This window comes from Streptococcus sanguinis SK355 (genome assembly GCF_000212855.1).
GTDB classification, from domain to species: domain Bacteria; phylum Bacillota; class Bacilli; order Lactobacillales; family Streptococcaceae; genus Streptococcus; species Streptococcus sanguinis_A.
This window is the reverse complement of record NZ_GL890993.1, coordinates 1279025-1303580: the sequence shown is the minus strand read 5'-3', so window position 1 is coordinate 1303580 and position 24556 is coordinate 1279025. Positions and strand designations below refer to the sequence as shown.

At 41.3% G+C, this 24556-nt stretch carries 28 protein-coding genes and 2 pseudogenes; 3 read left to right on the top strand and 27 right to left on the bottom strand.

Going from position 1 to position 24556, the window contains the following annotated elements:
- Window positions 1–150 precede the first annotated feature (150 nt).
- From HMPREF9389_RS04885 to HMPREF9389_RS04940, 12 genes and pseudogenes are all read right to left on the bottom strand, one after another.
- Window positions 151–538, bottom strand: a pseudogene (locus HMPREF9389_RS04885) (DUF1310 family protein).
- A gap of 123 nt (window positions 539–661) precedes the next feature.
- A complete protein-coding gene (locus HMPREF9389_RS04890; protein WP_002929836.1) occupies window positions 662–871 on the bottom strand; it encodes a hypothetical protein in 210 nt (69 codons plus the stop codon).
- Complete coding sequence (locus tag HMPREF9389_RS04895; protein WP_002929835.1) at window positions 872–1258, bottom strand: DUF1310 family protein; 387 nt, start codon at window positions 1256–1258, stop codon at window positions 872–874.
- A 286-nt stretch (window positions 1259–1544) separates the two neighbouring features.
- Window positions 1545–1931: a DUF1310 family protein gene (locus HMPREF9389_RS04900; protein ID WP_032906448.1), complete on the bottom strand. Its 387-nt coding sequence runs from the start codon at window positions 1929–1931 to the stop codon at window positions 1545–1547.
- A 136-nt stretch (window positions 1932–2067) separates the two neighbouring features.
- Window positions 2068–2478 (bottom strand): DUF1310 family protein, encoded by a 411-nt coding sequence (locus tag HMPREF9389_RS04905; RefSeq protein WP_080560765.1) that lies wholly within the window; start codon window positions 2476–2478, stop codon window positions 2068–2070.
- 137 nt (window positions 2479–2615) lie between these two features.
- Window positions 2616–3023, bottom strand: coding sequence for a DUF1310 family protein (locus HMPREF9389_RS04910; protein WP_002929827.1), 408 nt, complete (start codon window positions 3021–3023; stop codon window positions 2616–2618).
- A 209-nt stretch (window positions 3024–3232) separates the two neighbouring features.
- Window positions 3233–3619 (bottom strand): DUF1310 family protein, encoded by a 387-nt coding sequence (locus tag HMPREF9389_RS04915; protein WP_002929825.1) that lies wholly within the window; start codon window positions 3617–3619, stop codon window positions 3233–3235.
- A 321-nt stretch (window positions 3620–3940) separates the two neighbouring features.
- Window positions 3941–4333, bottom strand: a complete 393-nt coding sequence (locus tag HMPREF9389_RS04920) for a DUF1310 family protein (protein ID WP_002929821.1) — start codon at window positions 4331–4333, stop codon at window positions 3941–3943.
- A 170-nt stretch (window positions 4334–4503) separates the two neighbouring features.
- Window positions 4504–5454 carry a competence protein CoiA gene (locus tag HMPREF9389_RS04925; protein WP_002929818.1) on the bottom strand — a complete coding sequence of 317 codons (951 nt, stop codon included), beginning with the start codon at window positions 5452–5454 and terminating at the stop codon, window positions 4504–4506.
- Between the two features lie 115 nt (window positions 5455–5569).
- Window positions 5570–6739 (bottom strand): MFS transporter, encoded by a 1170-nt coding sequence (locus tag HMPREF9389_RS04930; RefSeq protein WP_002929816.1) that lies wholly within the window; start codon window positions 6737–6739, stop codon window positions 5570–5572.
- 94 nt (window positions 6740–6833) lie between these two features.
- Window positions 6834–8189 (bottom strand): DUF1958 domain-containing protein, encoded by a 1356-nt coding sequence (locus HMPREF9389_RS04935; protein ID WP_080560764.1) that lies wholly within the window; start codon window positions 8187–8189, stop codon window positions 6834–6836.
- Window positions 8190–8340: 151 nt separating this feature from the next.
- Entirely contained in the window at window positions 8341–9048 is a 708-nt protein-coding gene (locus tag HMPREF9389_RS04940; RefSeq protein WP_032906445.1) for a glucosamine-6-phosphate deaminase, read from the bottom strand.
- 134 nt (window positions 9049–9182) lie between these two features.
- On the opposite strand from HMPREF9389_RS04940, the gene HMPREF9389_RS11730 reads away from it, so the two are divergent.
- The 3 genes from HMPREF9389_RS11730 to HMPREF9389_RS04950 are packed head-to-tail and all read left to right on the top strand — an operon-like array spanning window position 9183 to window position 10887.
- Window positions 9183–9362, top strand: coding sequence for a hypothetical protein (locus HMPREF9389_RS11730; RefSeq protein WP_002929807.1), 180 nt, complete (start codon window positions 9183–9185; stop codon window positions 9360–9362).
- Between the two features lie 9 nt (window positions 9363–9371).
- Window positions 9372–10400, top strand: coding sequence for a tRNA preQ1(34) S-adenosylmethionine ribosyltransferase-isomerase QueA (gene queA / locus HMPREF9389_RS04945; RefSeq protein WP_002929805.1), 1029 nt, complete (start codon window positions 9372–9374; stop codon window positions 10398–10400).
- A gap of 16 nt (window positions 10401–10416) precedes the next feature.
- Entirely contained in the window at window positions 10417–10887 is a 471-nt protein-coding gene (locus tag HMPREF9389_RS04950) for an arginine repressor (RefSeq protein WP_002929798.1), read from the top strand.
- A 127-nt stretch (window positions 10888–11014) separates the two neighbouring features.
- Here the strand turns inward: HMPREF9389_RS04950 and HMPREF9389_RS04955 are convergent, their stop codons facing one another.
- The 15 genes and pseudogenes from HMPREF9389_RS04955 to HMPREF9389_RS05030 all read right to left on the bottom strand — a co-directional run.
- Window positions 11015–12352, bottom strand: coding sequence for a dipeptidase (locus HMPREF9389_RS04955; protein WP_002929797.1), 1338 nt, complete (start codon window positions 12350–12352; stop codon window positions 11015–11017).
- Window positions 12353–12373: 21 nt separating this feature from the next.
- On the bottom strand, window positions 12374–13885 hold the full coding sequence (locus tag HMPREF9389_RS04960) for a YfcC family protein (protein ID WP_002929796.1): 1512 nt from the start codon (window positions 13883–13885) through the stop codon (window positions 12374–12376).
- Between the two features lie 204 nt (window positions 13886–14089).
- On the bottom strand, window positions 14090–15037 hold the full coding sequence (gene arcC, locus HMPREF9389_RS04965; protein WP_002929795.1) for a carbamate kinase: 948 nt from the start codon (window positions 15035–15037) through the stop codon (window positions 14090–14092).
- A 166-nt stretch (window positions 15038–15203) separates the two neighbouring features.
- Entirely contained in the window at window positions 15204–16220 is a 1017-nt protein-coding gene (argF, locus tag HMPREF9389_RS04970) for an ornithine carbamoyltransferase (RefSeq protein WP_002900826.1), read from the bottom strand.
- Between the two features lie 50 nt (window positions 16221–16270).
- The gene (gene arcA / locus HMPREF9389_RS04975) at window positions 16271–17500 is read right to left on the bottom strand and encodes an arginine deiminase (RefSeq protein WP_002929794.1); all 1230 of its coding nucleotides are present in this window, start codon (window positions 17498–17500) and stop codon (window positions 16271–16273) included.
- 289 nt (window positions 17501–17789) lie between these two features.
- Window positions 17790–18476 (bottom strand): Crp/Fnr family transcriptional regulator, encoded by a 687-nt coding sequence (locus tag HMPREF9389_RS04980; protein WP_002929793.1) that lies wholly within the window; start codon window positions 18474–18476, stop codon window positions 17790–17792.
- Window positions 18477–18523: 47 nt separating this feature from the next.
- On the bottom strand, window positions 18524–19021 hold the full coding sequence (locus HMPREF9389_RS04985) for a DUF1648 domain-containing protein (RefSeq protein WP_002929792.1): 498 nt from the start codon (window positions 19019–19021) through the stop codon (window positions 18524–18526).
- A complete protein-coding gene (locus HMPREF9389_RS04990) occupies window positions 19008–19238 on the bottom strand; it encodes an ArsR family transcriptional regulator (protein ID WP_328262173.1) in 231 nt (76 codons plus the stop codon). Before HMPREF9389_RS04990 ends, HMPREF9389_RS04985 begins: the two co-directional genes overlap by 14 nt.
- 28 nt (window positions 19239–19266) lie before the next feature.
- Window positions 19267–20055 (bottom strand): YhfC family intramembrane metalloprotease, encoded by a 789-nt coding sequence (locus HMPREF9389_RS04995; protein ID WP_002929789.1) that lies wholly within the window; start codon window positions 20053–20055, stop codon window positions 19267–19269.
- A 494-nt stretch (window positions 20056–20549) separates the two neighbouring features.
- Window positions 20550–21059 (bottom strand): hypothetical protein, encoded by a 510-nt coding sequence (locus HMPREF9389_RS05005; RefSeq protein ID WP_002906985.1) that lies wholly within the window; start codon window positions 21057–21059, stop codon window positions 20550–20552.
- The gene (locus HMPREF9389_RS05010; RefSeq protein ID WP_002897962.1) at window positions 21037–21324 is read right to left on the bottom strand and encodes an autorepressor SdpR family transcription factor; all 288 of its coding nucleotides are present in this window, start codon (window positions 21322–21324) and stop codon (window positions 21037–21039) included. The genes HMPREF9389_RS05005 and HMPREF9389_RS05010 overlap by 23 nt, the downstream gene beginning before the upstream one ends.
- Window positions 21325–21526: 202 nt before the next feature.
- Window positions 21527–22435: a CPBP family intramembrane glutamic endopeptidase gene (locus HMPREF9389_RS05015; protein WP_002897963.1), complete on the bottom strand. Its 909-nt coding sequence runs from the start codon at window positions 22433–22435 to the stop codon at window positions 21527–21529.
- A 128-nt stretch (window positions 22436–22563) separates the two neighbouring features.
- Window positions 22564–23388 carry a CPBP family intramembrane glutamic endopeptidase gene (locus HMPREF9389_RS05020; RefSeq protein ID WP_002929786.1) on the bottom strand — a complete coding sequence of 275 codons (825 nt, stop codon included), beginning with the start codon at window positions 23386–23388 and terminating at the stop codon, window positions 22564–22566.
- A 27-nt stretch (window positions 23389–23415) separates the two neighbouring features.
- Window positions 23416–24267 (bottom strand): CPBP family intramembrane glutamic endopeptidase, encoded by an 852-nt coding sequence (locus HMPREF9389_RS05025; RefSeq protein WP_002929784.1) that lies wholly within the window; start codon window positions 24265–24267, stop codon window positions 23416–23418.
- 22 nt (window positions 24268–24289) lie between these two features.
- Window positions 24290–24556 (bottom strand): annotated as a pseudogene (locus HMPREF9389_RS05030) (methicillin resistance protein FmtA); the annotation flags it as partial.

The following is a 24556-nucleotide window of genomic DNA, read 5'->3' as shown; positions in this document are numbered from 1 at the left end:
CTCATCTTTGCTAAATCTGATGCTTTATAAAAAATGGGAAAATGGATTTGGATTCATGTTTTATATTGATTATTATACTATTTTCCCAAAGAATATAAAAACGGAATCATCAAAGATTCATAAATATAAAATGCTTTATCATATGTCATGTCATTCTCCCCTCAACTTCTTTGCAAGCTCACCAGAAATTACGTACCCTGTATGTTCTAGCTTCCCATCAGACTCTTCCATCAATGTTGTGGTAATCGTTAGTTCTGGATTATCATTGATTATAAGTTCAACGATTAAGCCGCCCATAGGATTATATTTGAGATTTTTTTCATTTATTGTATATTTTTTTATTATCCCCTTTTCTGTCAATGCTTCAGGATCTTTCTTCCTTAACATTTCCTCAATTAACTTTTTAGATTTCTGACTCTCCGCAATCTGAATCATTTCTTCTTTTTCTGATTGACTTTTTAGCATGCTACAACCTCCTAAAAACATAGCTGAACTGAGCGTGATGATACTCAGAAAAAATGACAAATATTTTCTTCATGATAGCTCCTTTCACTTCTCATCTTTGCTAAAGCTGGAGCCTTAACAAAAATGGGAAACTAGATTTAGATTAACTTTTTATATTAATTATTATGCTATTTTTCCAAAGGATGCGAAAGCGCAATCATTGATAGAAATTTGTAAAGATAAAATATTGTTCTTCATTGCCATGTACATTGTCGTAAATTTGAGAGACGGTGCCTCTGTAGCCAACATCACCAACTTTAGCTTTTTTTCCAACAGTTATATCTTCGGCATATTCAAACATAGCAATATCTACATGTTGTCTATCAGTATATCCTGTGCCATCAATAGGACTTAAGCAGCCATCCATTTATACACCTCCAACAAGTTCGTCAAGTTCATCAGATGCAAAATAACTCGCTATTCTATATTCACCCGTCTTTTCTTCTAATACCGTCATATTCATATTTAACTCATGGTCATTATTGAGAACCACATAAACCAACATTCCTCCCATAGGATTGTACTCCAACTTATCCTTTTGAATTTCATAAGATTTAATTTTCCCTTCTGCTGTCAGAGCTTTAGGATCTAGTGCTTTCAACTCATTCTCAATCGCCTTCTTCATCTTTTTACTCTCTGCAATCTGAATCATTTCTTCTTGTTCTGAATGACTGTTTACCATACTACAACCTCCTAAAATCATGCCAGAACTGAGCGTAATGATACTCAGAAATATTACAAAAATTTTCTTCATGATGGCTCCTTTCACTTCTCATCTTTGCTAAAGCTGATACCTTAACGAAAATGAGAAACCAGTTTTAGATTAATGTTTTATATTGATTATTATACTATTTTTCTCAAGAATATGAAAGCGCAATCATTGCTCTTCATTGCCATTTGTATTGTCGTAAATTTGGGGAACAGTTCCAACATAGGTTTCGTCACTTAGTTCAACTTCTTAATTAACACGTTTTATCTCATATTCTTATATGGCAATGTTTACTTTCTGTTTATCACTAAATGATTCATCATATGTCATATCATTCTCCCCTCAATTTCTTTGCGAGTTCACCAGAAATTACGTATCCAGAATACTCCATCTGTCCATTAGAATCTTCCGTTAATGTTGTTGTAATTGTCAAGTCAGGATCATCGTTGATTATAAGCTCAACAATTAAACCTCCCATGGGATTATACTCAAGATTTTTTTCGTTTATTGTATATTTTTTGATTATTCCCTTTTCTGTCAATGCTTCAGGATCTTTCTTCTTTAACATTTGCTTAATCAATCTCTTAGATTTTTTACTCTCCGCAATCTGAATCATTTCTTCTTTTTCTGACCGACTGTTTACCATACTGCACCCTCCTAAAAACATAGCTGAACTGAGCGTGATGATACTCAAAAAGATTACAAAAATTTTCTTCATAATGACTCCTTTCGTTTCCCTCTTCCCCAATTACCACATCTTTAGTTTTTGAATCAATACGATATTCTCTTAATGCAATATCCACATGTTGCTTATCATTTAATTATCCATCATCTATTAATACCTTGCCAAACTCCTATCTTTCCAATGCTTGGGATAACTTATCAGAATAAGTGGCACTAGTGCTTTCTATCTCTCCATCACTATTTTTATTTATATTGCAGCTAATAATAAAATCAGAATCTCCATTTATTATAATATCGAAATCTATCCCGCTCATTGGATTTTTTGAAATTGAGTTTCTATCTATTTCATAACTTTGTATAAAGCCTTCTTTTTTAAATGCTTGAGGATCAACATAAGTGAACCAATGATAAAATGCTTTTTCAGCCTCTTTACTTTCTACAAGTTTAATCATTTGACTATTTTCATTTTCTTTCTCTGACCGACTATTTAGCATACTGCATCCTCCTAAAAACATAGACGAACTTAGCATAATGATACTCAGAAAAATGACAAAAATTTTCTTCATGGTGGCTCCTTTCACTTCTCATCTTTGCTAAAGCTGGATCCTTAGCAAAAATGGGAAACTAGATTTAGATTAATGTTTTATATTGATTATTATACTATTTTCCCAAAGAACATAATAGCGCAATCATTGTTAGGAAGTTATCTAGAAAAACCTTATTCTTCATTGCCATTTACATTTTCTTCATCCATTAGTTCTGTAAGCTTCGGTGACCACACAGTCCCATCCCTGTGAAATTTCCCATTTTCATCCTCTGTAATGACATATCCTAGTGTTACTTCTTCGTCACCATTAATGATTAAATCAAACATTAATCCTCCCATTGGGTTCTGAGTTAGTGACTTCTTATCAATTTCATAACTTTTAATTTTCCCTTCAAGTGTTAATGCTTGAGGGTCAATCTTTTTCAGCCCTTCCTCAATAACACTCTTCATCTTTTTACTTTCTGCAATCTGAATCATTTTTTCTTTTTCCGAACGACTGTTTAACATACTGCAGCCTCCTAAAAACATAGCTGAACTTAGCGTAATGATAGTCAGAAATATTCCAAAAACTTTCTTCATGGTGGCTCCTTTAACTTGTTATCTTTACTAAAGCTAATGCCTTAACGAAATGGGAAAGTGGATTTGGATTAATGTTTGATATTATCATTTTTATACTATTTTTTTAACGTTATAAGAGCGCCACTACGGATAAAGAGATGTAAAGACAAAAAATCGTTCTCCATCATCTTTTATACTGTTGTAAATTTGAGACACGGAGACTATGTATTCTATTTCACCAATAGATCACTAAGTTTCGGACTTCTTGAATTTGTGGCAATTTCATAGTTACCAGTAGTTGAATCTTCTACTACTGTTACACTTAAACTTATATTCTTATCTCCGTTAATAAACATTTGAATCATTATCCCTCCCATTGGATTATATTCTAACTGATCCTTTTGAATTTCATAGGATTTAATCTTTCCTTCTGGTGTCAAAGCTTTAGAATCTAAACCTTTGAGAAAATTTTCCAAGGCTTTCTCCATCTTTTTACTCTCTGCAATCTGAATCATTTCTTCTTTTTCTGACCGACTGTTTAGAATGCTGCAGCTTCCTAGAAGCATAGCTGAACTAATCGTGATGATAGTCAGAAAGATGACAAAATATTTCTTCATGATGACTCCTTTAGTTTGTTACCTTTGCTCAAACTGATGTCCTAATGAAAATGGATTTGGATTAATGTTTTATCTTATCATTGTTATACTTTTTTTAGAAGTCTCAAGTACTCCAGTACGGATAAAGAGTTGTAAAGACAAAAACTCGTTCTCCATCACGCTTGATATTTTTATAAATTTGGGAGACGGTGCCTAAATAATCCTCCCTTTTACATCATATTCTTTACAACATGCATACTCCCATACTCATATAAATAAGTTCCACCAAGTTGTTTATCTTCATATTCTTTAACATCAACAGGGTTTTTATAATCAGGCGTATTACTTTTCTCCTCTAATTAGCTCGTTAAATTCTGGAGACATGCCATAACCACCCGCTTCGTATTCGCCAGTAGTTGAATTTTCTTGAAAAGTCATGTCTAATTCAAACTTCTTATTATCATTAATTATTAAATAGATGTCTAATCCTCCCATCGGATTGAAATCTAATTTATTCTTTTCAATTTTATACGTTTTAATCTTCCCCTCTGGTGTCAGAGCTTTAGGATCCAGTTCTCTCAACTCTTTCTCAATCGCCTTCTTCATTTTTGTACTTTCCGCAATCTGAATCATTTCTTCTTTTTCTGAACGACTATTTAGCATGCTACACCCTCCTAGAAGCATAGCTGAACTGAGCGTGATGATACTCAAAAAGATTACAAAAATTTTCTTCATGGTGGTTCCTTTCGTTTCTCATCTTTGCTAAAGCTAGCTGAATTAGCACGATTTAGAATTTTTAACTATCTAACTTATTACTTTATTATATTATACAGGATTCTCAAATATTCTAAAACTGAAAGGATAACTAAAAGTTTATGGCTTCATCAATGGGAAACTAACGATACTTAGCAATTTTCTCTTGTCATCTCATAAAAAGCCGGTGAATAAACAATTTGCAGATTTTTTTGCTGGAGATTGGCGTAATAATTCTCAAACTGCTGGTAATAGCCAGTCAAATCAGTAGTTATCTGACAGAAGGAGGCAGCTTGTATTGGGCGAATCTGTGGATAGAAATCCTCTGCAGTCTTAGTCAAGAGATTATCGCCATTCTGGTAGAGCTGGGCCTGCAGCCACATCCATCTAGGCTGCTGGTAATAAAGCTGACGGCGGATATAATTGCAGATCTGCGGATCTTGCTGGGCCAGAAAGCTGTTCATCTCCTGCTTTTGAAAGGGCAAACGCAAAATATCCAAAAGCCGGCCGTGACCAAAGGGAAAGTTCTTGGTCTTGTGCTGGACTTTTCCATGCAGATCTTCGTGAATCAGGTATTTTAGACGCAAAACTCGCTTTTCTTGATCCAGCTCCCAGAGATGAAAGCCCATATTTTTACTAAAATAGAGAAAATCCTTCTGCAGACGGGTTAGGGAATCCTTGAGCCAAAGTTTTCGCCCCAAAAGCCAGAGAACCTGATAGCCATGCTGGCGGTAAGAAAGCGTCCGTTCCTGCAGCCGTTCTATACTTAGAGGACTGCACTGGACTTCAAGCGCTAGTCTTTTATCAACTAGCAAATCAGCAATCTGCTGCAGTGCAGGCAAAAAAGTCTCCACCTCAACTTCTTCTGTCTGGACAGCCCAGCGAAAAAGCTCGGCCTTAAGGTTGAGGTGCTCAGCACTCTCATTTTCCCTATAAAAACGACACTCTTCTAGCGAAATATGCGCAAAATGCGGCTGCATAACCTTCCCTTTTTTAAAACGGACTGCCCCTGAACAAGCGGGGCAGACGAAATCAGCTCCCTTCTCAATCTTCTCCTCCAGAGCATTACACAAAAGCCCCTTATGATTTCGCGCCACAAACATATCCTAGCCCCCCCTCTAAAAATTTCTCTCATTTACTAAAATATTCGCAAAAGAAAAAAGAAACTATCTAGATAAAAAAACGAGTCGAGAGAGCATCTCTCCGACTCGTTTCTCATTATCCAAATAACTGATTTCTTTTTCCTTCTGGTAATTTTAGAAAGAGGGCCAGCAGACAGACCAGAAAGATAACTGCTACTAGAAATAGGTTCATTCCTTCGTAACCCCAACTGTCCAGAAAATGGCCGGTCAGATTTTGAATGAGAATGGTTCCTAGACTGCGGGCTGTCTGGACCAGAGCAATGGCTGTAACCAGGTATTTTTCATCAACCAGACTGGCTACGATTTTCAGGGTCACCATAATCAAAACCATGCCAGTCACGTGTTTGGAAAGGAGAGTCATCCCGATTTTCGAAATCAAACCTAGGTCCAAGGCATAAACACTGTACTGGAGAAAGATGATTCCCAAACAGATATAAAGAAGCTTCTTCATCGAAATCTTGTCCATAAAGAGATAGGAATAAAAGATAAAAGGCGCTTCAACCAGAACTGATAAGGCAACGACAGTCGAAGCCCTATCCACCTCTAAGCCACTATGCTGTAGCATGGCCGGGATATAGGTATGACCAGTATTCCCCACCCCAGAGTAAAGGACGACCAAAAGGAGGTAAAAAAGATAGGTTTTGTTGGTCAAGAGTTTCCCCAGACCTGTCTGCTTGCGGATGTCCTTTTTATCTAAGGCTGCTCGGTCATGCTTGGGCTGGATTCCCAATAGTCCTAGACTGCTGATAAGCATCATACCAATAAAGACTGGGAAAATAGCCTGCGGTGCGACTCTTTGATAGATTAGTCCTGCCAGCTGAGATCCTAAGGCATAGCCGATAGTTCCCCAAATCCGAATCTTCCCATAAGTATAAGGACTTTGAGCCGCTAAAACATCCATGACTGGATTGACCCCGTTGATCAACATGAGAACCAGACTATACCAGACTAACAGCTGCCAGAGCTGAGTTGCCTTCATAAAAAAGACAGCCCCAACCATCATGACTAAAAAACTAAAAAGGAAAATCTTTTTAATTCCCAAAGCATCGCTGAGAACTCCAAAAATCGGCTGAGCCAACATGGAGGCAAAGAAGGAAGACGACACTACTAGAGATACTTGGGCATTAGAATAGCCTAAGTCCTGCATATAGACTGATATCAGGGTCGAAAAAAGAGAGTAGGCCAGAAAGAAAAAATTAAAAAGTAAAAAATGAGCTAGATAGCTGTTGTGAAACTTTTTTCGCATGAAAATCTCCTTAAAACAGAAAGAAAACTCAGCAAAATCACTGAGTTTTAGCTTGGAAAGTCATTCCGTTCGTATGTGACAGAGGACATTCCCTTTATTCAACATCTGTATTTCTACGACGTTCCTGCTTTGCAGCCTTGCGTTTTTGGCGACTGCGGTATTCAAAGTACAGAATGATCAGCAGGATGCCAACAGGCAGCAGAATCAACATCTTATCGCTGAAGAACACACCATACCAAGGCTTGCTTTCCGACTTGCTGCCAGTCACATTTTCAATGGCCTGAGCAACTGGATTCTCAACTTTCTCGACTTTCATTTCATCAGAGATCTTGCTAGACAAGGTCTTCAAGCCATTTTCAGCCTTGAGAACATTGTTTTCAACCTTGACTTTAGGCTCGGTTCCCTTTTTAACAGTAGCGTAGAAATCCTCAGGCAGCTTATACTTCTGACCATCGATCTCCTGCTCACCCTTGGAGAGGAGCTTTTTGTACTCGTAGTCCGCATATGCTTTCTCAATCAAGGCATTACCAAAAGGATGGCGGTAATACTCACCGTCTTGGTCAGACCAGTCGCCAACTCCCATAATCACAGCAATCATGCGCTGATCGCCACGCTTAATAGTCGCGATATAGTTGAAAGCACCGTTAGGGCTAGAACCCGTCTTCATACCATCTACTCCCTTGAGTGCGTATTTAGCACCTGGCAGGGAATAATTATAGGTGTCAAATGTTTCCTCGTAAGGAGTTCCAGCTTTAACCGTAACCTTTGCTTTATTAGTATAGTTTAGAATCTCAGGATGGTGATTGACAAAGTTATAGGCCAGAATCGCCAAATCACGGGCTGTTGTCTGGTTGCTGAGAGTATTATCGTAATTCTGAGGATTGTAATATCCCTTGAATGAAACTGCCGCTGCACCGCTGGCATTGAACCACTTGGTATTGGTCATACCCAGCTCTTGAGCCTTGGCATTCATCCGATCCAAGAAAGCATCTGGATCATTATCCGATAGATAATTGGCCAGCATGACAGTTGTCGCATTGGATGAAGGCACGATGGTCATCGTAATGAGCTCAGATACAGTGTAGTCCACACCTGCAACAATTTTATTATTAGAAATTTCATAAATATTAGCGATGGCCTGATCCTGAGGTGTAGCTGTAATGACCGTCTTTTCGCTGATTTTTCCTTCCTTAATCGCTTCAAAGACCAAGTAAAGCGTCATGAGCTTACTCATACTTGCTGGGTCACGTACCTCATCGACATTATCCTCCCATACAACATCGCCTGTACTGCCGTCAATAACGAGAGAAGACTTGGGACGATTAATCGCCTGAACATTATCATGCGGATACATTTTTTTAGCCATATCCACCAATTCATCAGCCCTAGCAGCTAGTGGTGCTAACGAGGTCAGGAACACAATTCCCAATAACAAAAGCTTTTTCTTCACAGGATCCTCCAAAGAACAATTATACCTATCTAGTATATCATATTTTACGCAAAGTCAACCATAAATCTAAAAATCCTACCTAAAAAAATAGATAGGAAATTAAGAGACTTTTATCTGGCAAAACTAGTTTTATAGCAACAACATTAAAATCTTAGTGTTTTAACAAGCTAAGTGCTTCCTTATCAGCGATAATTACAACATCCGGATGCTTCTGGAGAGCACTGCCTGGCAGCTCCTCTGTCACTTCCCCCTCAACAGTCCCTGCTATAGCCTTGGCCTTAGCTGAACCGTAAGCAAAGAGGATGATGGACTTAGCATTGAGAATGTTGCCAATCCCCATGGAAATAGCCTGAGTCGGAACATCTTCCATCTTGTTGAAGAATCGAGCATTGGACTGAATGGTGGACGGTGTCAGATCCACTAAGTGAGTCTGGCTGTCAAAACTGGTCCCCGGCTCATTGAAACCGATATGACCATTCGTACCAATTCCCAAAATCTGCAAATCAGCTGGATGCTCTGTAAGAAGCTGATTGTACCTCGCCACTTCTGCTTCTAAATCTTTCGCTGCTCCATTAGGCAGGAAGCTTGCTTTAAAAGGCTTTTGGTTAAAGAGGTGCTGATTCATGAAATAACGATAAGACTGAGGATCCTCCACCTGCAAACCGACATATTCATCCAGATTGACACTGGTCATCTCTGAAAAATCAAGGTCGCTCTCAACAATCTGCTTGTAAAATTCTTCTGGGCTGCTTCCTGTGGCCAACCCCAAAGTTTTTGCTCCTTGAGCTAGCTTTTCTTTAAGCAGTTCAAGAGCTACTTTGCCACCTTCTACTTGGTTTTCCACTTGAATAATTTTCATTTTCCACCTCCACATCTTTTCTTAATTCTATTATATGGTATAGACCGATTTTTGTCAAGAAAAAGTCTGCAAAATAGACATACTTTCTAGTCGTGCTTGCTTCCTTTTGCGGCAAATCGTGTTATAATAGAGACATGTTTTTACTGATTGTTTTATTGATTTTATTTTTTGTCGGAGTCTTACTCTGCAGCTTGAGTTTCCTCATAAAAAAACAGCCAGGCTTGCAGATGCTAAGTTTGATTTTGGGTGGCTTGCTTACAGCTAGTCCCTTCCTACTAGCCGCCTACCTACTCTGGCTGATGAAAACAATATAAGGAGATACGATGAATACCGCTGATTTTGATTTTGACTTGCCCGAAGAACTGATTGCTCAGACGCCTTTAGAGAAAAGGGATGCTTCCCGCTTGCTAGTGGTTGATAAAGAAACGGGGACCTTCTCCGACCAGCACTTTGACCAGATTATTGATCAGCTCCAGCCCGGCGATGCCCTAGTTATGAATAATACGCGTGTCCTGCCTGCCCGCCTTTATGGTATCAAACCTGAGACAGGAGGCCATGTCGAGCTGCTACTGCTGAAAAATACTCAGGGAGATGACTGGGAAGTGCTAGCCAAGCCAGCCAAGCGCCTCAGAGTAGGTGCTCAGATTTCCTTTGGCGATGGCCGCTTAACTGCTACTGTGGTAGATGAGCTTGAGCATGGCGGACGAATTGTGTGCTTTGGCTACGAAGGGATTTTCCTAGAGGTCTTGGAAAGTTTGGGAGAAATGCCGCTTCCGCCTTATATCCACGAAAAACTGTCAGACCGCGAACGCTACCAGACTGTCTATGCCAAGGAAAACGGCTCTGCTGCTGCGCCAACTGCTGGACTTCATTTCACAGAAGAGCTGCTAGAGCAGATTGCTGCCAAGGGAGTCAAACTGGTCTATCTGACCCTTCATGTCGGACTGGGAACTTTCCGACCGGTTTCTGTGGACAGCTTAGATGATCACGAGATGCACTCCGAATTTTACAGTCTGTCCGAAGAAGCTGCCCAGATACTCCGTCAGGTCAAGGCTAAGGGAGGCCGTGTCATTGCAGTCGGCACGACATCTATCCGCACCTTGGAGACAATTGGTAGTAAATTCCAGGGGCAGATTCAGGCTGACTCTGGCTGGACCAATATTTTTATCAAGCCTGGATACGATTGGAAGGTCGTTGATGCTTTTTCAACCAACTTCCACCTGCCCAAGTCAACTCTGGTCATGTTAGTCTCTGCCTTTGCCGGACGTTCCTTAACGCTTAAAGCTTATGAGCACGCTATTGCTGAGCGCTATCGCTTCTTCAGCTTTGGTGATGCTATGTTTATCAAATAACTATAGGTGAAAATTTATGAATAAAATTGAAAGCAGACACCGTCTCATCCGCTCCTTAATCATGGAGAAAAAAATCCATACCCAGCAAGAACTTCAGGAGCATTTGGAAGCAAACGGCGTCATTGTTACCCAGTCCACTCTTTCACGAGATATGAAAGCACTCAATCTGGTCAAGGTCAGTGAAAACGATACTTCCTACTATATCATCAACAGTATTGCACCATCCCGCTGGGAAAAACGGCTTCGCTTCTACATGGAAGATGCTTTGGTCATGCTGCGGCCAGTTCAAAACCAAGTCGTCATGAAAACCCTGCCTGGTCTGGCCCAGTCTTTCGGTGCAATCTTAGACGCTCTAGAGCTGCCACAGATTGTTGCTACTGTCTGCGGTGATGACGTCTGTCTGATTATCTGCGAGGATAACCAAGGTGCCCTTGACTGCTTTGAGAAGCTCAAAGAATTCACCCCACCATTTTTCTTTAGTAAATAAAAGCTGAGACAAAATTGCCTCAGCTTTTTCTATTTACGATTTTTGTCTCAATGAAAGCTATTAGTAAATCAGCAAGCTATACTTGACCAGAGCAATGCAGTACAAATAAGATTTGAAGATGGTTCATTTAAGGTGTTGTAGCCAAACGATAAATGGCCTCTGCGTAAATATCCATGGCCCGATACAGATCATCTAGGCGGAATCGTTCATTGACCTGATGCTCTGTCTGATCAGCTCCCGGAAAGAGGGCGCCAAAGGCAACACAGTTAGGCATAGTACGAGCAAAGGTCGCTCCGCCAGAAGACATAGCTGGACTGTTGTCTCCTGTTTTCTCCTGATAAATTTCCATCAGGGTGCTGACCAACTCGCTGTCCAAAGGTACGTAGAGCGGAGCCAAGTAGTCAAACTCCTGATATGTCAGCTCATATTGACTGGCTATCTCTGCCAGCTTTTCAACCAACTTATCCTTGTCTGCCAAGACCGGAATTCGCATGTCAATCCGAATCTCAGAGCGGTCAGAGCTTAAAGTCAGACCGGCAACATTAAAGGAAAGAAAACCCGACGGTTCATCAGACACAGGCCCAAAGAGATGGCTGCCTGTCGCATCTTCACCAACCGCCTGAGCCAGAAAGACAAGAGCTGGATGTGAATCCAGGGTCTGCAAGACCTTGGCTAGGCGAATAATGGCGTTGATTCCTTGGGCGGCATCCTTGGCGTGCTTGGGCAAGCCGATAACCGTTACTTCTTCTGCCGTTCGCTCATATTCATAGCCTAAATCTTTCAAGCCAGCAACTACTGACTCCAGTAGGCTGCCTGAATAGGAAGCCTTGGCAGGAACGACATTAAAAGCTTGACCAGCTTCGAGCTCTAAAGTGTCAGAGCCCGGCCCTTCCAGCTTGAGCTGCAGAAGCCCTTTCTCAGCATAGGTCAAAGGGAAGGAAGAATCTGGTGCAAATCCAAGTGCAGCCTGCTCTTCAAGCTGATTATACCTAGCCATGCAGCGCCAAAGCGTCTCCTCATCTGTACCAAAGATAAAGCGAACCCGCTTTTTAAATTCCACTCTGCTATCCAGCAATGCTTTTACCGCATAAAGAGCGGCCATAGAAGGTCCCTTATCGTCCTGAACCCCACGGCCGAAAATCCAGCCATCCTTGACAGTAGCTTCAAAGGGAGGCGTCTGCCAGTCCGACTCATCACCTGATGGAACAACATCCAAATGACAGAGAACGGCCAGGAGCTGAGCTCCATGACCGATTTCTGCATATCCGTAATAACCTTTAGGGTCGAGGTAGGTGGTAAAACCTAACTCTCGACAGATTTCTAAAGTTTTTTCTAGGACATCTTGGATAGCTTGTCCAAAAGGTGTTCCATTTTGACCTTCATTTAGCACTGAAGGATAAGAAACGATTGTTTTCAAAGATTCAAGAAAATCTTCTTTAATCTCTTCCGTTATAAAATTTTTCATGGAATCACCTCAGCTTCTAGCTTATAGGAACGGTAAGAAAGTTCCTAGGAGTAAGAGACCAATACTGATAGCAATGATAGCTACAATCAGCTTGCCGATAAATTTCCACCAAGTACCGATATTGATACGTCCGAGTGCCAAAGCTCCCATAACGATACCAGAAGTTGGTGCAACCAGATTCAGCACACCTGAAGCAGACTGATAAGCTGTGATGATCAAGCTAGCCTTGACATTGACAAATTCTCCCATCGGAGCCATGATTCCCATAGTTGCACTAGCTAGACCAGATGATGATGGGATAAGGAAGGACATTGGCAGGTAGAAAATGTAAGTCAAGACGATAAATACTTGTGATGACAAACCGCTGAGTCCTTGTTTGCCCCAGTTGAGGATAGTGTCTGTAATCATACCATCGTTCATGATAACTTGGATACCACGGGCGATTGCTACGATCAGGGCTACGCTAAGCAAGTCAGCTGCACCGTTCATGAAGGCTGAGATAATCTTGTCTTCTTTCAGACCATACACAACACCAATCAAGATTCCCATGAAGGCAAAGAGCATCGCTCCTTCTGGGAAGTACCAAGTACCCAGTGCAGAAGTAGATGAACCAATAATCTTACCGAGTACTGGAAGACCTGTCAGCCAGGTATTGACATCCTTAAAGATAGTAATACCGAGATCTGTCCAAGGAATGAAACTCAATACCATAATGACAAATGTCATGATGAACAGGAATAGAACTGTTCTTTGTTTTTTGCTCAGAGTTGACTCAACAGATGAAGAAGTTTCAACGTTAAAGTGTTTCAAATCTTCTTCGCGAGTGCTGTAAACCAATGACTTGGTCGGATCCTTTTGAATCTTATCTGCATAGCGGTAAACAAACCAAGTGCTGAGAGCAGTCAGAATAACCAAGAAGATGAGACGAAGGACAATCCCTTCACCAGTTCCAACACCAGCAGTCTCTGAAGCGATAACAGTTGCAAATGGATTTAGCGTAGAAGCCAAACATCCGATTTGCGAACCAAGCAATATGATAGCCACCCCAGTCAGACTGTCAAAACCAACCGCCATCATCACTGGTACCAAAAGCGGATAGAAGGCCATGGTTTCCTCACCCATACCATAGGTAGTACCACCAAGGGCAAAGAGAGGCATCAAGACAACAATCAGCATCTTTTCGCGGCCCTTATACTTCTTAACGATAGAGGCAATTCCCACATCCAAAGCACCAGTTTCGTTAACAACACCAAGGAAACCACCCACCATGAGGATGAAGAAGGCAACATCAATGGCTGCGCTTGTCTCCTTAATCAAGGATCCTTCCTCAGGATGCGTGCCCAGCATAGCACGAATCGGTGCCATCAGGACATCCCAAATTCCTTGTGGATTTTGTGGCTGAGGCTGATAAACACCTTTTACAAAAGCCCCGGCTGGGATAATCCAAGTAAGCACTGCCATAATGGCAATGATTATCAACAATACGGTGTAAGATGAAGGCATCTTAAACCCTTTTTTTGTTTTTTCACTCATTTGTTTTTCCTCCTAAACGTTTTTTACGAGGTTACGAACCTGCATTTCCCTGCATGAGTAAACAAGAAAACGCTTACTTTGTTTTTATTTTACCATATTAACATTGAAAAAGCCAGTATTTTTGAAAATTATAAATGATTTTCAAGAAAAGATTTCCATCGGCAATAGAGATTACTTACTATCGCTTTTCAGTCAATTCTATGCCTAGCCTTTTTCAATAATCGTGCCGCTCTCAGACTCAATCAGAGCTCCCAGATTTTCCAGAGAGGTAATAACTGCTTTACCTTCTGGACTGCCATTGACAAAGGCGATAGCTGCTTCTACTTTTGGAAGCATGCTGCCTGGTGCAAATTGTTCTTGCTTGATGTACTCTTCCAATTGAGCAACATTCACATGTTCCAGTTTTGCTTGGTCTGGTTTGTTGTAGTTAACAAAGACATAGTCCACACCAGTCAAGACGATGAAGAGGTCCGCATCAACCAACTCAGCCAAGCGCTGAGAAGCAAAGTCCTTGTCAATAACGGCTTCAACACCAGTAAGATGGCCATTGTCTTCTTTAACGACAGGAATCCCGCCACCACCTGCAGCTACCACTACTTGACCTTGATTCAAAAGTGTACGGATCGTTTCAATTTCCTTGATATCCACTGGTTTTGGTGAAGCAACAACCTTACGCCAACCGCGGCCAGCATCTTCTTTGAAAGTCGCTCCGCTCTTTTCAGCTTCCGCTTTTGCTTCTTCTTCTGAGTAGAAAGGACCGATTGGCTTGCTGAGGTTGACAAAGGCTGGATCGTTCTTATCAACTACTACTTGCGTCACAACAGAAGCGACATTCTTTTCAATACCTTCATCCAAGAGAGCATTTTGCAGAGCATTTTGCAGCCAGAAGCCGATGCTGCCTTCTGTCATAGCCACAAGAGAGTCTAGTGGGAAAGCAGGATTCTTCTCAGAGTTCGCTGCCAACTGTTGCAGCAGCAAGTTCCCTACCTGTGGACCATTTCCATGGGTAATGATAAGGTCATCCCCGTTTTTAATCAATTTCACTAAGTGCTTAGCAGTTTCCACCAAGGCTTCCTGCTGTGCTTTCGCTGAGGGGTCAGATGAAAGGATGGCGTTGCCTCCCAAGGCTACAACGATTTTACGATTTGCCATTAAATTCTCCTTAATTGCGCCCTAATGAATGCGCTTCCAATTTATTTTAGTAGATTTTCAAATTTTCAATAAGAAAATGAACATTTCTTATCATATAAAAGAGGGCCGGACTAAAGCTATTAGTCGCAGCCCTCATAGCTGTTGGTAGACGGTTTCTTAGGTAAGATTATACTTTTGGAATGTAGAGGTTTCCAAGAGTTGCAGCCATAACCGCTTTGATTGTATGCATACGGTTTTCTGCTTGGTCGAAATGACGAGCATATTTACTGCGGAAGACTTCGTCTGTTACTTCCATTTCCTCTACGCCGAATTTTTCAGCGACATCTTTACCGTAAACAGTATTTGTATCGTGGAATGCTGGTAAGCAGTGCAAGAAAATCAAGTTTTCGTTATCAGCCTTCTTCACCAAATCCATGTTTACTTGGTAAGGTTTGAGGAGGGCAACGCGTTCTGCAAACTTGTCTTCTTCACCCATAGATACCCAAACGTCTGTGTAAAGTACGTCTGCACCTTTAACTGCTTCGTCAGCATCTTCTGTGATGAGGATACGTGCGCCGCTTTCTTTAGCAAAGCCTTCTGCCAATTCAACGATTTCTTTTTCTGGGAAGAGTTCTTTTGGAGAGAAGATGTGAACGTTGACGCCAAGGATAGCTCCCGTTACCAGCAAGCTGTTGGCAACATTGTTACGTCCATCACCACAGTATACCAATGTCAAACCTTCCAGGCGGCCAAAGTTTTCTTGAACTGTCAAGTAGTCAGCCAACATTTGAGTTGGATGCCATTCGTCAGTCAGACCATTCCAAACTGGAACACCTGAGAATTCTGCTAATTCTTCTACCATGCGTTGGCTGAAGCCACGGAATTCAATCCCGTCAAACATACGGCCCAAAACTTTAGCAGTATCTTCTGTAGATTCTTTCTTACCAAGCTGGATATCATTTGCACCAAGGTATTCTGGATGTGCTCCCAGGTCAATGGCTGCTGTTGTAAAAGCTGCACGAGTACGAGTAGATGTTTTTTCAAACAAGAGAGCGATATTCTTGCCAGCAAGATAGTGGTGTTGAATATTGCGTTTTTTCAAATCTTTCAAGTGAGCTGAAAGACCGATAAGGTATTCTAACTCAGCACGGCTAAAGTCTTTTTCTGCTAAGAAGCTACGTCCTTGGAATACTGAATGTGTCATTCTATTATTTCCTCTTTCTATTCTTTGAGTATCAGTAAAATACTGGATTCCTAAATTTCTTCACGTTCAAATGGCATAGACATACAGCGTGGTCCACCACGACCGCGAACCAATTCACTTCCGCGGATCTTAATCAAACGCAAGCCGTATTCTTCCAAAATCTTGTTAGTAACGGTGTTACGGTCATACACCACTACCACACCAGGTGCGATGGTCAAGGTGTTAGAACCATCGTTCCACTGCTCACGTGCAGCAGCTACGATATTGCCACCACCACAGCGAATCAGGTGAACTTTTTCCACACCAAGGTTTTCTGCCAAGATTTCTGCTAAATCACCTTTTTCTTCAACAATCTTAAGTTTGTCATCAACATAAGTCACAGAGTAAACGCGAAGATCACCTTCGATTTCTGGGTGAATCGTGAACTTGTCATAGTCAACCATAGTGAAGACAGTGTCTAAGTGCATGAACTTACGGTTGTTGGCAAATTCAAAGGCCAAAACTTTCTTGAAGCCAACATTTTTCTTGAAGATATTGACCAAGAGTTTTTCGATAGAAGCTGCGTCTGTACGTTGTGAAATACCAACCGCCAGCACATCTTTTGAAAGAACCAGTTCGTCCCCACCTTCGATACGTGTATCTTCTTCACGATTGTATACCAAATCTACTTTTCCACCATATACTGGGTGGTATTTGAAGATGTATTTACCGTAGAGAGTTTCACGATTACGAGTATCCGCATACATGTGGTTAAGCGATACAGCATTACCAATCGTAGCAAATGGGTCACGTGTGAAGTAAAGGTTTGGCATCGGATCAATAGCGAATGGATAATCAGATTCTACCAAGTCCGTCAAGCCTTTTGCTTCTTCAGGAATTTCTGGCAATTCAACTTTTTGAACCCCTGCCATCGTTTTTTCAACCAACTCTCGGTTATCTTTGATACCACGGAGCAGTTCACGAATAGCCTTCTTGGTTTCACGGCCGCGAATATTGGCTTCTTCCAGATATTCTTCGATGAATTGCTCGCGGATTTCTGGGGAAGTCAGTGACTCAGCAGCCAGCTGCTCAAGATAGAGCACCTCAACTCCTTCATTACGAAGCGCTTGAGCAAAGTTGTCATGTTCTTTTTGTGAATCTTCTAAGAAAGGAATATCGTCAAAAAGAAGACGTTCTAAGTAGTCCGGCTGCAAGTTTTCTAACTCCTTGCCAGGACGGTGTAACATAACTTTTTTCAGTTTTCCAATTTCTGAGAAAACACGAATTGGATGTGTAGACATCTACTATCCTCCTTTTTCTTTGCGGTTTAGGTTTTCCTAAGCCCGTTTACATGTACTATTCTAGCATTTAATGCTACCGCTTTCAAGAAAAATCCTACATTGCAAATGTCAAATCCTTTGCTTTTTTCTATTTCTATTTTTATAATATTCTTCTTTAAAGCGTTTTCTTTGAATATTTTATGCATTATATTATTTTTGTGAATATTTATTTTTAAAAATAAAATCAGTACATGGTTAATATTAGAATATTTTGAATTTATTTAACAAAAAAGAAGCTAATCAGAACCGATTAGCTTCCAGCAAGATATTTCATAAAATACTCTTTCTCTTTAAAAGTTAATTTTTTATGTTCGTATTCAATCCGACCTTCATCCAAGAGCTTTTTCAGAACTTGATTGACCGTTTCCCGAGTTGTGGCTCCTAGTTTTGCCAACTCTTTCATACTGATAGGAAAGGGCAGGCTATCCCCCTCCTTGCACAAATCCATGCAGAGCAGCGACAGAGACTGGATAACACGCTCACTGGCACTGGCCGCTACGACATTGCGCAATCTCAATTCCTGAAATTCCAGGATTTGCGATAGGCGCTTGGTAATGAACAACAGCTGGTCCACACTCTTCTTTGAATAATCTTCAAACAAATCGATAGGAATGGACAAATATTCGACATTGGTGACAGCGATGGCTGTGTAATGATAGCGCTCATCAAAAAACATACCTCCATAGGGGAAAACACTGTCTTTCTTGACATAATCCATATAAGAAAATGTGTCTGTCGAATCATACTGCTCAATCCGAACATAGCCTTGAGACAAGAGAAAAAGGCGCTCACGCCGGTCTCCTGCAAAAAAGATAATTTGCCCTTTTGGAATCTTGCGATACTGAATCTCCACTGCTAATTTATCGAAAAGCTCCACTGGCAGATTGACAAAGGCAGGGTGCTGCCGGATAAATTGATAATGCTCCTTGGTAATCATGATAACCCTTTTATTTGATACTTGATACCATTATAGCATAAATCCGCTTACAAATAGAAAATGCTGACTATAAAAGTAAGAAATCCCAACAAAACAAAGAGGTGTGCCCATTTTCTATTCATGGAATTTCTGTCAGCTTGTACTTTTTTGGGCAAGTAATTGCCTACAATTATGAAAACCAAAGCAACTAGCATAGTTGCTATTTTACGCACATCAAAACTCTCATTTAAGCCCCGATAAATAGTAGCTAGATACAGCGAAACAAAGGTAAGAGGAAACATCCAACGAATAAGGTGCTTAAAGGTTCTATTCAAGATATCTTTGGCAATGGTTGTCCAATAGATCATAACTTCTAGCAGCATCATGACAATTGGAAAAGCAGATACTATTAGAAACTTAGGTAAAAAAGCATTTCCTTTTCCAGATAAGTCAAAGTGAATAGCCAGGTTTTCCGGTAATTTTTGATAGACCCAGATGGCATATAAAACTGGCAAGAGCATGACGCCAAGTGCCCAGCCTAATTCTTCTAAACTATTTTTTTTCATTTTCGTTTCCTCCTCCAAGAGATTGAAACCAGACAAGAATTTCTTCAAAAACAGTGACATCTAAGCTGTAATATATAAAGTTCTTCTGCTTTTCTTCTATGAGCAGACCGGCTTTCTTTAGCTGAGAGAGGTGGTAGGATACCGTCGCAGGCGTCAGCTCAACAGCTTGGGCAATTTCCCCTGCAGACTTCGGACCATGCTTGAGCATTTCCAGAATCCCCCTTCAAACTGGGTCAGCTAGAGCTTTAAGCGTTTGACTGATCCCCATGATTGAACCTTTCTTTCAGGTAAACTTTCAAGATTTTCTTGGTCAGAAAGACTAGTGCCACTACTTCTACTAAGAGCAGAGCCTCAACAGCCAGTGGCGGAAGAAAGCCTACCTGAGCCAGAGCAGGCGCTAGGTCAATCAGGGCGTGAAGTCCCAGAGCAGCTAAAAAATACACTGGAGCCTTCTCCTTGACCGCCTTCCAAACCCAGAATGTTAGTAGGATTTGAATGAGAATAGCCAAGATCCGTTCAAAAGCTAAAAGATAGATGCTGCCAGCGCTCATAGAGCGGACATTGTCAATAACTGCTTGAGGAATTTGAGCCAGCGTCTGGGCATTCCCCTGAGTCACTACTTGAGCTATAACCCAAAAGTTTAAGAGACTGACAATACCAATAAACAGAGCCTCAATACCACCATGCCCCAAGCCATAGGCCACACCATCCCTAAAGGTCAGTGGACGCTTCTTTTGCAGCCAGTAAAAGATGACCCAGCGGGCTGTTTCTTCAAAAATAGCTGCCGCAGCAATACCATAAAGGACATATAGCCAAGGATTTTCCGTCTGCAAAGCGATAGTCCCATCAGCCTGAGGCTGTAAAACGATACGGTGCAAGATATTTTCCAAAACTTGACTCGATAAATAAAAACCAACCCCCCCTAAAAGAAAGACTAATAGAGAAATGTGCTTGGTCTTTTTAAAATAAACCAAAGGAACAAGGACTGCCCCTAAAATCAGCAGCATAGCAATCAAGATATGAATGGAAATCATCGTTTTTTCTCCTAAACTGTTTTGGTTTTTTTCTAAATAGATTATACATCTTTCCTTTCTTTCTGTCAAATCTATTTCGAATTTTTTCTAAATAACTTCAATCTAAAAATTATCAAGCTCTACTGCAATAAAAAACGGCTCTATAATTTCTGTAGTGGGTAAAACCACTGTAGGAATAATGGAGCCTATTTGTTGTAGAAAAAAAGTCCCATAAGACCTATAATGAAAAGCGACAAAACCATCATTAGAAAGACTCTTATGGAACAGTTCAATTTTATCACAAACTTACTGGGAATAAAAGACCCTAACATCATAATCTTGGATGTTCTAGATGCTGGAACTCATAAAGAAATCATCGCTTTGAACATCAAAAAGGAGAGGACTGATTTAGTCCTCTCCAGATTATAACTTCTCATCAACCCACTACAGTTGACAAAGAGTCAGAATGAGACTAAACAAAAGCGCACAATCTGTGCACTTTGTTTTCACTTGATTTACAAAAGAAAAAGTCCCACTAGTACGGCTGTCAATCCGACTAGGATAAAGAGGTAGGCTAGCCAACGCGGCGCTGGTTTTTCTTCCACCACCACTTTCTTGGGCATATAATTCCCAGAAATCATAAACATCAAGCCTGAAAAAATCAAGGCAATCTTATTAACATTGAAGTGAGAATCGAGAGCATAGAACAAAATAGAAAGATAGACAATGATATGGGTCAAGGGAACAATCCAAAGGACGAAGCGGGCAAAAGCTGGCTTGGTGATTTCTCGGTAAGCCGTTGCCCCATAAACAATCAGCTGTGCCAAAGTCATAAAGATTGGCAGACCCCAGATAAAGAGAAATTTGGGTACATACTTAAATGTCGGGCTAATCGGCGACGTGAAATTGATCCTAATATTCTCTGGCAAACTAGGATAAATCCATAAGGCATAAGCAAGTGGCAGCCAAATAACCAAGAAAGTCAGCAGCAATTCTCTAAGGTTATTTCTCAGTTTCGTTTTCATTATTTTTCCCTCCTAGCGCGGCAATCCAGACCAAAATTTCCTCAAAAACCGTAGCATCTAAATGGTAGTAAATGTAATTTTTCTGCCGTTCTTCATAGATGAGCCCCGCTTTTTTCAACTGGGACAAATGGTAGGATACCGTCGCTCCCGTCAAATCGAAGACTTGAGCGATTTCACCAGCCGACTTAGGACCTTTTTTTAATATTTCTAATATTTCCCGCCGAACTGGATCAGCTAGGGCTTTCATGGTTTCACTAATTCCCAATTTTGATACCTCTTAAAATTGATTTCTAGCTAAGGACAAACAAAGCAACTAGCTCTAGATAAGTCATGGCTCCTACAAATGTAAGCAAGGCGCTACTCAAACGGACAAGATTTTCTGCCAGCAATCCTCCTAAAACTATTTAGAGAACTTTCAAATTCTTTTCTCCATTATACTGTTTTTGAGGATAAAAGACAAGGAGGGCTTAGCTAAACACTTGCTTTTTCTTGGCTAGATAGGCGGTGAGAAGAGCAGCCAGCGCCATAACGATGACTGCTATCAGCCCGCCTGATAGAGGTTCGCTTGGCGTTCCTGCTAAGAAACTGTTGGCTTGACTGGTCAAAGTCGTCTGTAAGAAACTACCGTGCTGGAGATTGTTGCCCGTCCCAATCACTCCAAAGACACCTAGATAAATCATGTTATTAGCCGCATGCAGCGCTATGACCAGCCAGAGATTGTCCGTCAGTGCAAAAAGGAGGGAAAGGAAAATCCCGGTCAGAAAGACATTGAGGATATAAAGGACGGGCGTTCCACCTTTAAAAATGTGGATAACCGCAAAGAGCAGGGAGTTGAGCAGGACAGCCGGTAGCAAGTCCAGCTTGGTGCGGAGTTTGTTCATGACAAAGCCGCGGTAAATCATCTCTTCAGCCAGCGCCTGAAAGAAGAAATTGACCAGGAAAAAGAGCCAAATTCCTAGATTGAACTGCTTTTCGACTTGAATGTGGAGCTGTCCGCCGAGCAGATTAAAGCCCACAGCCAGAAGGACTAAGAAGAAACCCAGTGCTGTACCAAGCAGCAGATTGAACCCTAATTTTTCCTTCCAAAGTCCAAAACTGGCAAGGCTGCGCCGCTCCCAAAATTTAGCGACGAAGAGAATGATGAGTAAACTGCTACCTAAAAAGACGGATAAAGAAACGATGCCTATCAGTAAGCGATTGGCGTCCGTCATGCTCGGCAGCAAGAGCCATTGGGACAAAGCTCCGCTGATGAGGCTTCCCGCAGCAATCGCAAGAAAAGCCAGCGGCAGGCTCAGCCACCAATTTTTTGCCCCTGCTTCTTCTTGCAAGATTTCCAGACTAGAGCGATGGGCTGTCTTTTGATAAGTATGTGTCATGTGTGACCTCCTTAAGGTGTATTTTCCCCTACACCCTTATCCTAACAAAAGAAGTACACCAAATCAAGCTCTTTTTGGTAAGTGGTTAGATTGCGCTAGTAAGTGGTAGAAAAATCACCTAAAAAAGATTAAGAAATCCCCTGCTGACTTTCTCTCTCTTCGCGCTTGGTCAGCCAAACGGCAATGACAAGAGCAATGAGAGCGCTAAAAAGTCCAGTTGGACCAGGACCAAGGAATTTAAACGTTTCTACCCCACTAACAGTGAAAACGGTAGTTATCATGGCAACGGCATCAATGACCCCATGTCCAAAGGCTGGCAGCCAAATGGTTTTGCTACGTACATAGTAAATATCAAGGATAATCCCAAAAGAAATAGCCATGATATAATAGGGAATTAAATTTAAGAAACGCTCACCCAGCGTCCCTGCTCCAATCATATTGACAGGAAAATGCCAAATAGCCCAGATGAGACCACCAATGATGCGTCCCTTAGTCCGTCCGTAGCGCTCTTTCAAATAAGGATAGAGAATACCCCGCCAGCCGACTTCCTCGCCCAAGCCAGAAAGACTGATGACTAGAGTTAAGACCGTAAGAATCATTAAAATTTGAAGGGCGACTTGTGGGTTCAGGGCAAAAGCCAAATGCTGCGGAAAGACAGCAAAATAGACAAGTGCGCCGCCAAGTATAATGCTACAAATGGCTAACCAGCAGGCTAGGTAATCGCGCCATTTACTGGCGAGCTTCAATTTCCAGCCGATAGACTTGACAGGAGCTTTAGCCAAAAAAGCAGCCACCATAGGGGCGAACATTACCACACTTGCGGATAAAATGTTACCGACAAGTTTCTGATTGTTCGCATAAAAGTAAGCTATGGCTAGCATACCTGGCCAAGCGAGCCCAAACGCCCATGCTAGAAACCTTTTAATGGTTGAAGTTGAAATTGTGTTTTGCATATAAAATGCTCCTTTCTTTTTTCAATTCTAGTTTTCTTTCGCCTCCCGCTTGGTTAGCCAAGTAACCACTACAATGGCTAGTAAGCCTACAAATAGCCCATTGGCTCCAGGCCCGAGATAGGCAAGAGGTTTGACATTTCCTGCGACCAACAAAGAAGTCAGGGGGCCAAGTGTATCAATAGTGGAGTGACCAAAAGCAGGCAACCAAATGGTTTTGCTTTTTACATAATAAATATCTAACAAGAAGCCCATAGTAATCGCCATAATATAGTAAGGAAAGATATAGAGAATGGTGTCTAGTGATAATTTGTCCGCAAACAGTAACATAGGTAAATGCCACGAAGCCCAAATCAGACCACCGATAAAGCGACCCTTCGTCCGACCGTAGCGCTCCTTAAGATAAGGATAAAGCACACCCCGCCAGCCTAACTCTTCACCTAAAGCTGGAATGATACAAAGTAAATTTATCCACGTTAGAAAATTAAAGACATACTGCCAAACCGTGGATTGAACTAGAGCTGGATTGCTAGTTCCAATGCTTTTAGCAAGCAGGCTAAAGGCTAGTGAAAAGTGCTGGGGAAAAATGCTAAAATAAACTACCGCACCAAAGATAGCATAAAAGGCAATCCAGAGCCAGACTGCAGCATAGGACTTCCACTTTTTGCTCAGATTAGGTCGCCAACCGGCCTCTTTAATGGGAGCTTTGGAAATAAGAGCCGCGATACTCGGCGCAAACATAGCGGAAATAGAGAAGACCGAGGCTATGACGTTTTGTTTTTGCTGAGAGAAATAACATAAGAAGATCATAAGAAACCAACCTATGCCATAAGCCCAGATGAGAAATTTTTTAATAGTTGAAGTTGAAATGGAAGTCTGCATGTGAAATGCTCCTTTCTGTTATTTATAAAGTCCACCACTGGTAAAGGCTCCAATAAAGGATATTGAGAACGACGATAAGTGAAGCGCTGCTGGTCAAGTAGGTCAAGATTTTTCGACCCTTGCTGACTTGGAATTTTGAACGCAGAAAGATTGGCAACCCAGCATTAACCAAGAAAATCAGTGCAAGCAGGGCAAAGAGAATAACTTGCCAACGATAATCGGGCATGTACTTCCCCGAAACGGCAACTATGACGAGACCTGCTAGATTGACCAAGCTGACCAGAATCAG

Coding starts and splice junctions, on each gene's coding strand:
- HMPREF9389_RS04890 (WP_002929836.1), bottom strand. CDS start 871: ATGGATGGCTGCTTAAGTCCTATTGATGGCACAGGATATACTGATAGA.
- HMPREF9389_RS04895 (WP_002929835.1), bottom strand. CDS start 1,258: ATGAAGAAAATTTTTGTAATATTTCTGAGTATCATTACGCTCAGTTCT.
- HMPREF9389_RS04900 (WP_032906448.1), bottom strand. CDS start 1,931: ATGAAGAAAATTTTTGTAATCTTTTTGAGTATCATCACGCTCAGTTCA.
- HMPREF9389_RS04910 (WP_002929827.1), bottom strand. CDS start 3,023: ATGAAGAAAGTTTTTGGAATATTTCTGACTATCATTACGCTAAGTTCA.
- HMPREF9389_RS04915 (WP_002929825.1), bottom strand. CDS start 3,619: ATGAAGAAATATTTTGTCATCTTTCTGACTATCATCACGATTAGTTCA.
- HMPREF9389_RS04920 (WP_002929821.1), bottom strand. CDS start 4,333: ATGAAGAAAATTTTTGTAATCTTTTTGAGTATCATCACGCTCAGTTCA.
- HMPREF9389_RS04925 (WP_002929818.1), bottom strand. CDS start 5,454: ATGTTTGTGGCGCGAAATCATAAGGGGCTTTTGTGTAATGCTCTGGAG.
- HMPREF9389_RS04930 (WP_002929816.1), bottom strand. CDS start 6,739: ATGCGAAAAAAGTTTCACAACAGCTATCTAGCTCATTTTTTACTTTTT.
- HMPREF9389_RS04940 (WP_032906445.1), bottom strand. CDS start 9,048: ATGAAAATTATTCAAGTGGAAAACCAAGTAGAAGGTGGCAAAGTAGCT.
- HMPREF9389_RS11730 (WP_002929807.1), top strand. CDS start 9,183: ATGTTTTTACTGATTGTTTTATTGATTTTATTTTTTGTCGGAGTCTTA.
- queA (WP_002929805.1), top strand. CDS start 9,372: ATGAATACCGCTGATTTTGATTTTGACTTGCCCGAAGAACTGATTGCT.
- HMPREF9389_RS04950 (WP_002929798.1), top strand. CDS start 10,417: ATGAATAAAATTGAAAGCAGACACCGTCTCATCCGCTCCTTAATCATG.
- HMPREF9389_RS04955 (WP_002929797.1), bottom strand. CDS start 12,352: ATGAAAAATTTTATAACGGAAGAGATTAAAGAAGATTTTCTTGAATCT.
- HMPREF9389_RS04960 (WP_002929796.1), bottom strand. CDS start 13,885: ATGAGTGAAAAAACAAAAAAAGGGTTTAAGATGCCTTCATCTTACACC.
- arcC (WP_002929795.1), bottom strand. CDS start 15,037: ATGGCAAATCGTAAAATCGTTGTAGCCTTGGGAGGCAACGCCATCCTT.
- argF (WP_002900826.1), bottom strand. CDS start 16,220: ATGACACATTCAGTATTCCAAGGACGTAGCTTCTTAGCAGAAAAAGAC.
- arcA (WP_002929794.1), bottom strand. CDS start 17,500: ATGTCTACACATCCAATTCGTGTTTTCTCAGAAATTGGAAAACTGAAA.
- HMPREF9389_RS04980 (WP_002929793.1), bottom strand. CDS start 18,476: ATGATTACCAAGGAGCATTATCAATTTATCCGGCAGCACCCTGCCTTT.
- HMPREF9389_RS04985 (WP_002929792.1), bottom strand. CDS start 19,021: ATGAAAAAAAATAGTTTAGAAGAATTAGGCTGGGCACTTGGCGTCATG.
- HMPREF9389_RS04995 (WP_002929789.1), bottom strand. CDS start 20,055: ATGATTTCCATTCATATCTTGATTGCTATGCTGCTGATTTTAGGGGCA.
- HMPREF9389_RS05005 (WP_002906985.1), bottom strand. CDS start 21,059: ATGAAAACGAAACTGAGAAATAACCTTAGAGAATTGCTGCTGACTTTC.
- HMPREF9389_RS05015 (WP_002897963.1), bottom strand. CDS start 22,435: ATGACACATACTTATCAAAAGACAGCCCATCGCTCTAGTCTGGAAATC.
- HMPREF9389_RS05020 (WP_002929786.1), bottom strand. CDS start 23,388: ATGCAAAACACAATTTCAACTTCAACCATTAAAAGGTTTCTAGCATGG.
- HMPREF9389_RS05025 (WP_002929784.1), bottom strand. CDS start 24,267: ATGCAGACTTCCATTTCAACTTCAACTATTAAAAAATTTCTCATCTGG.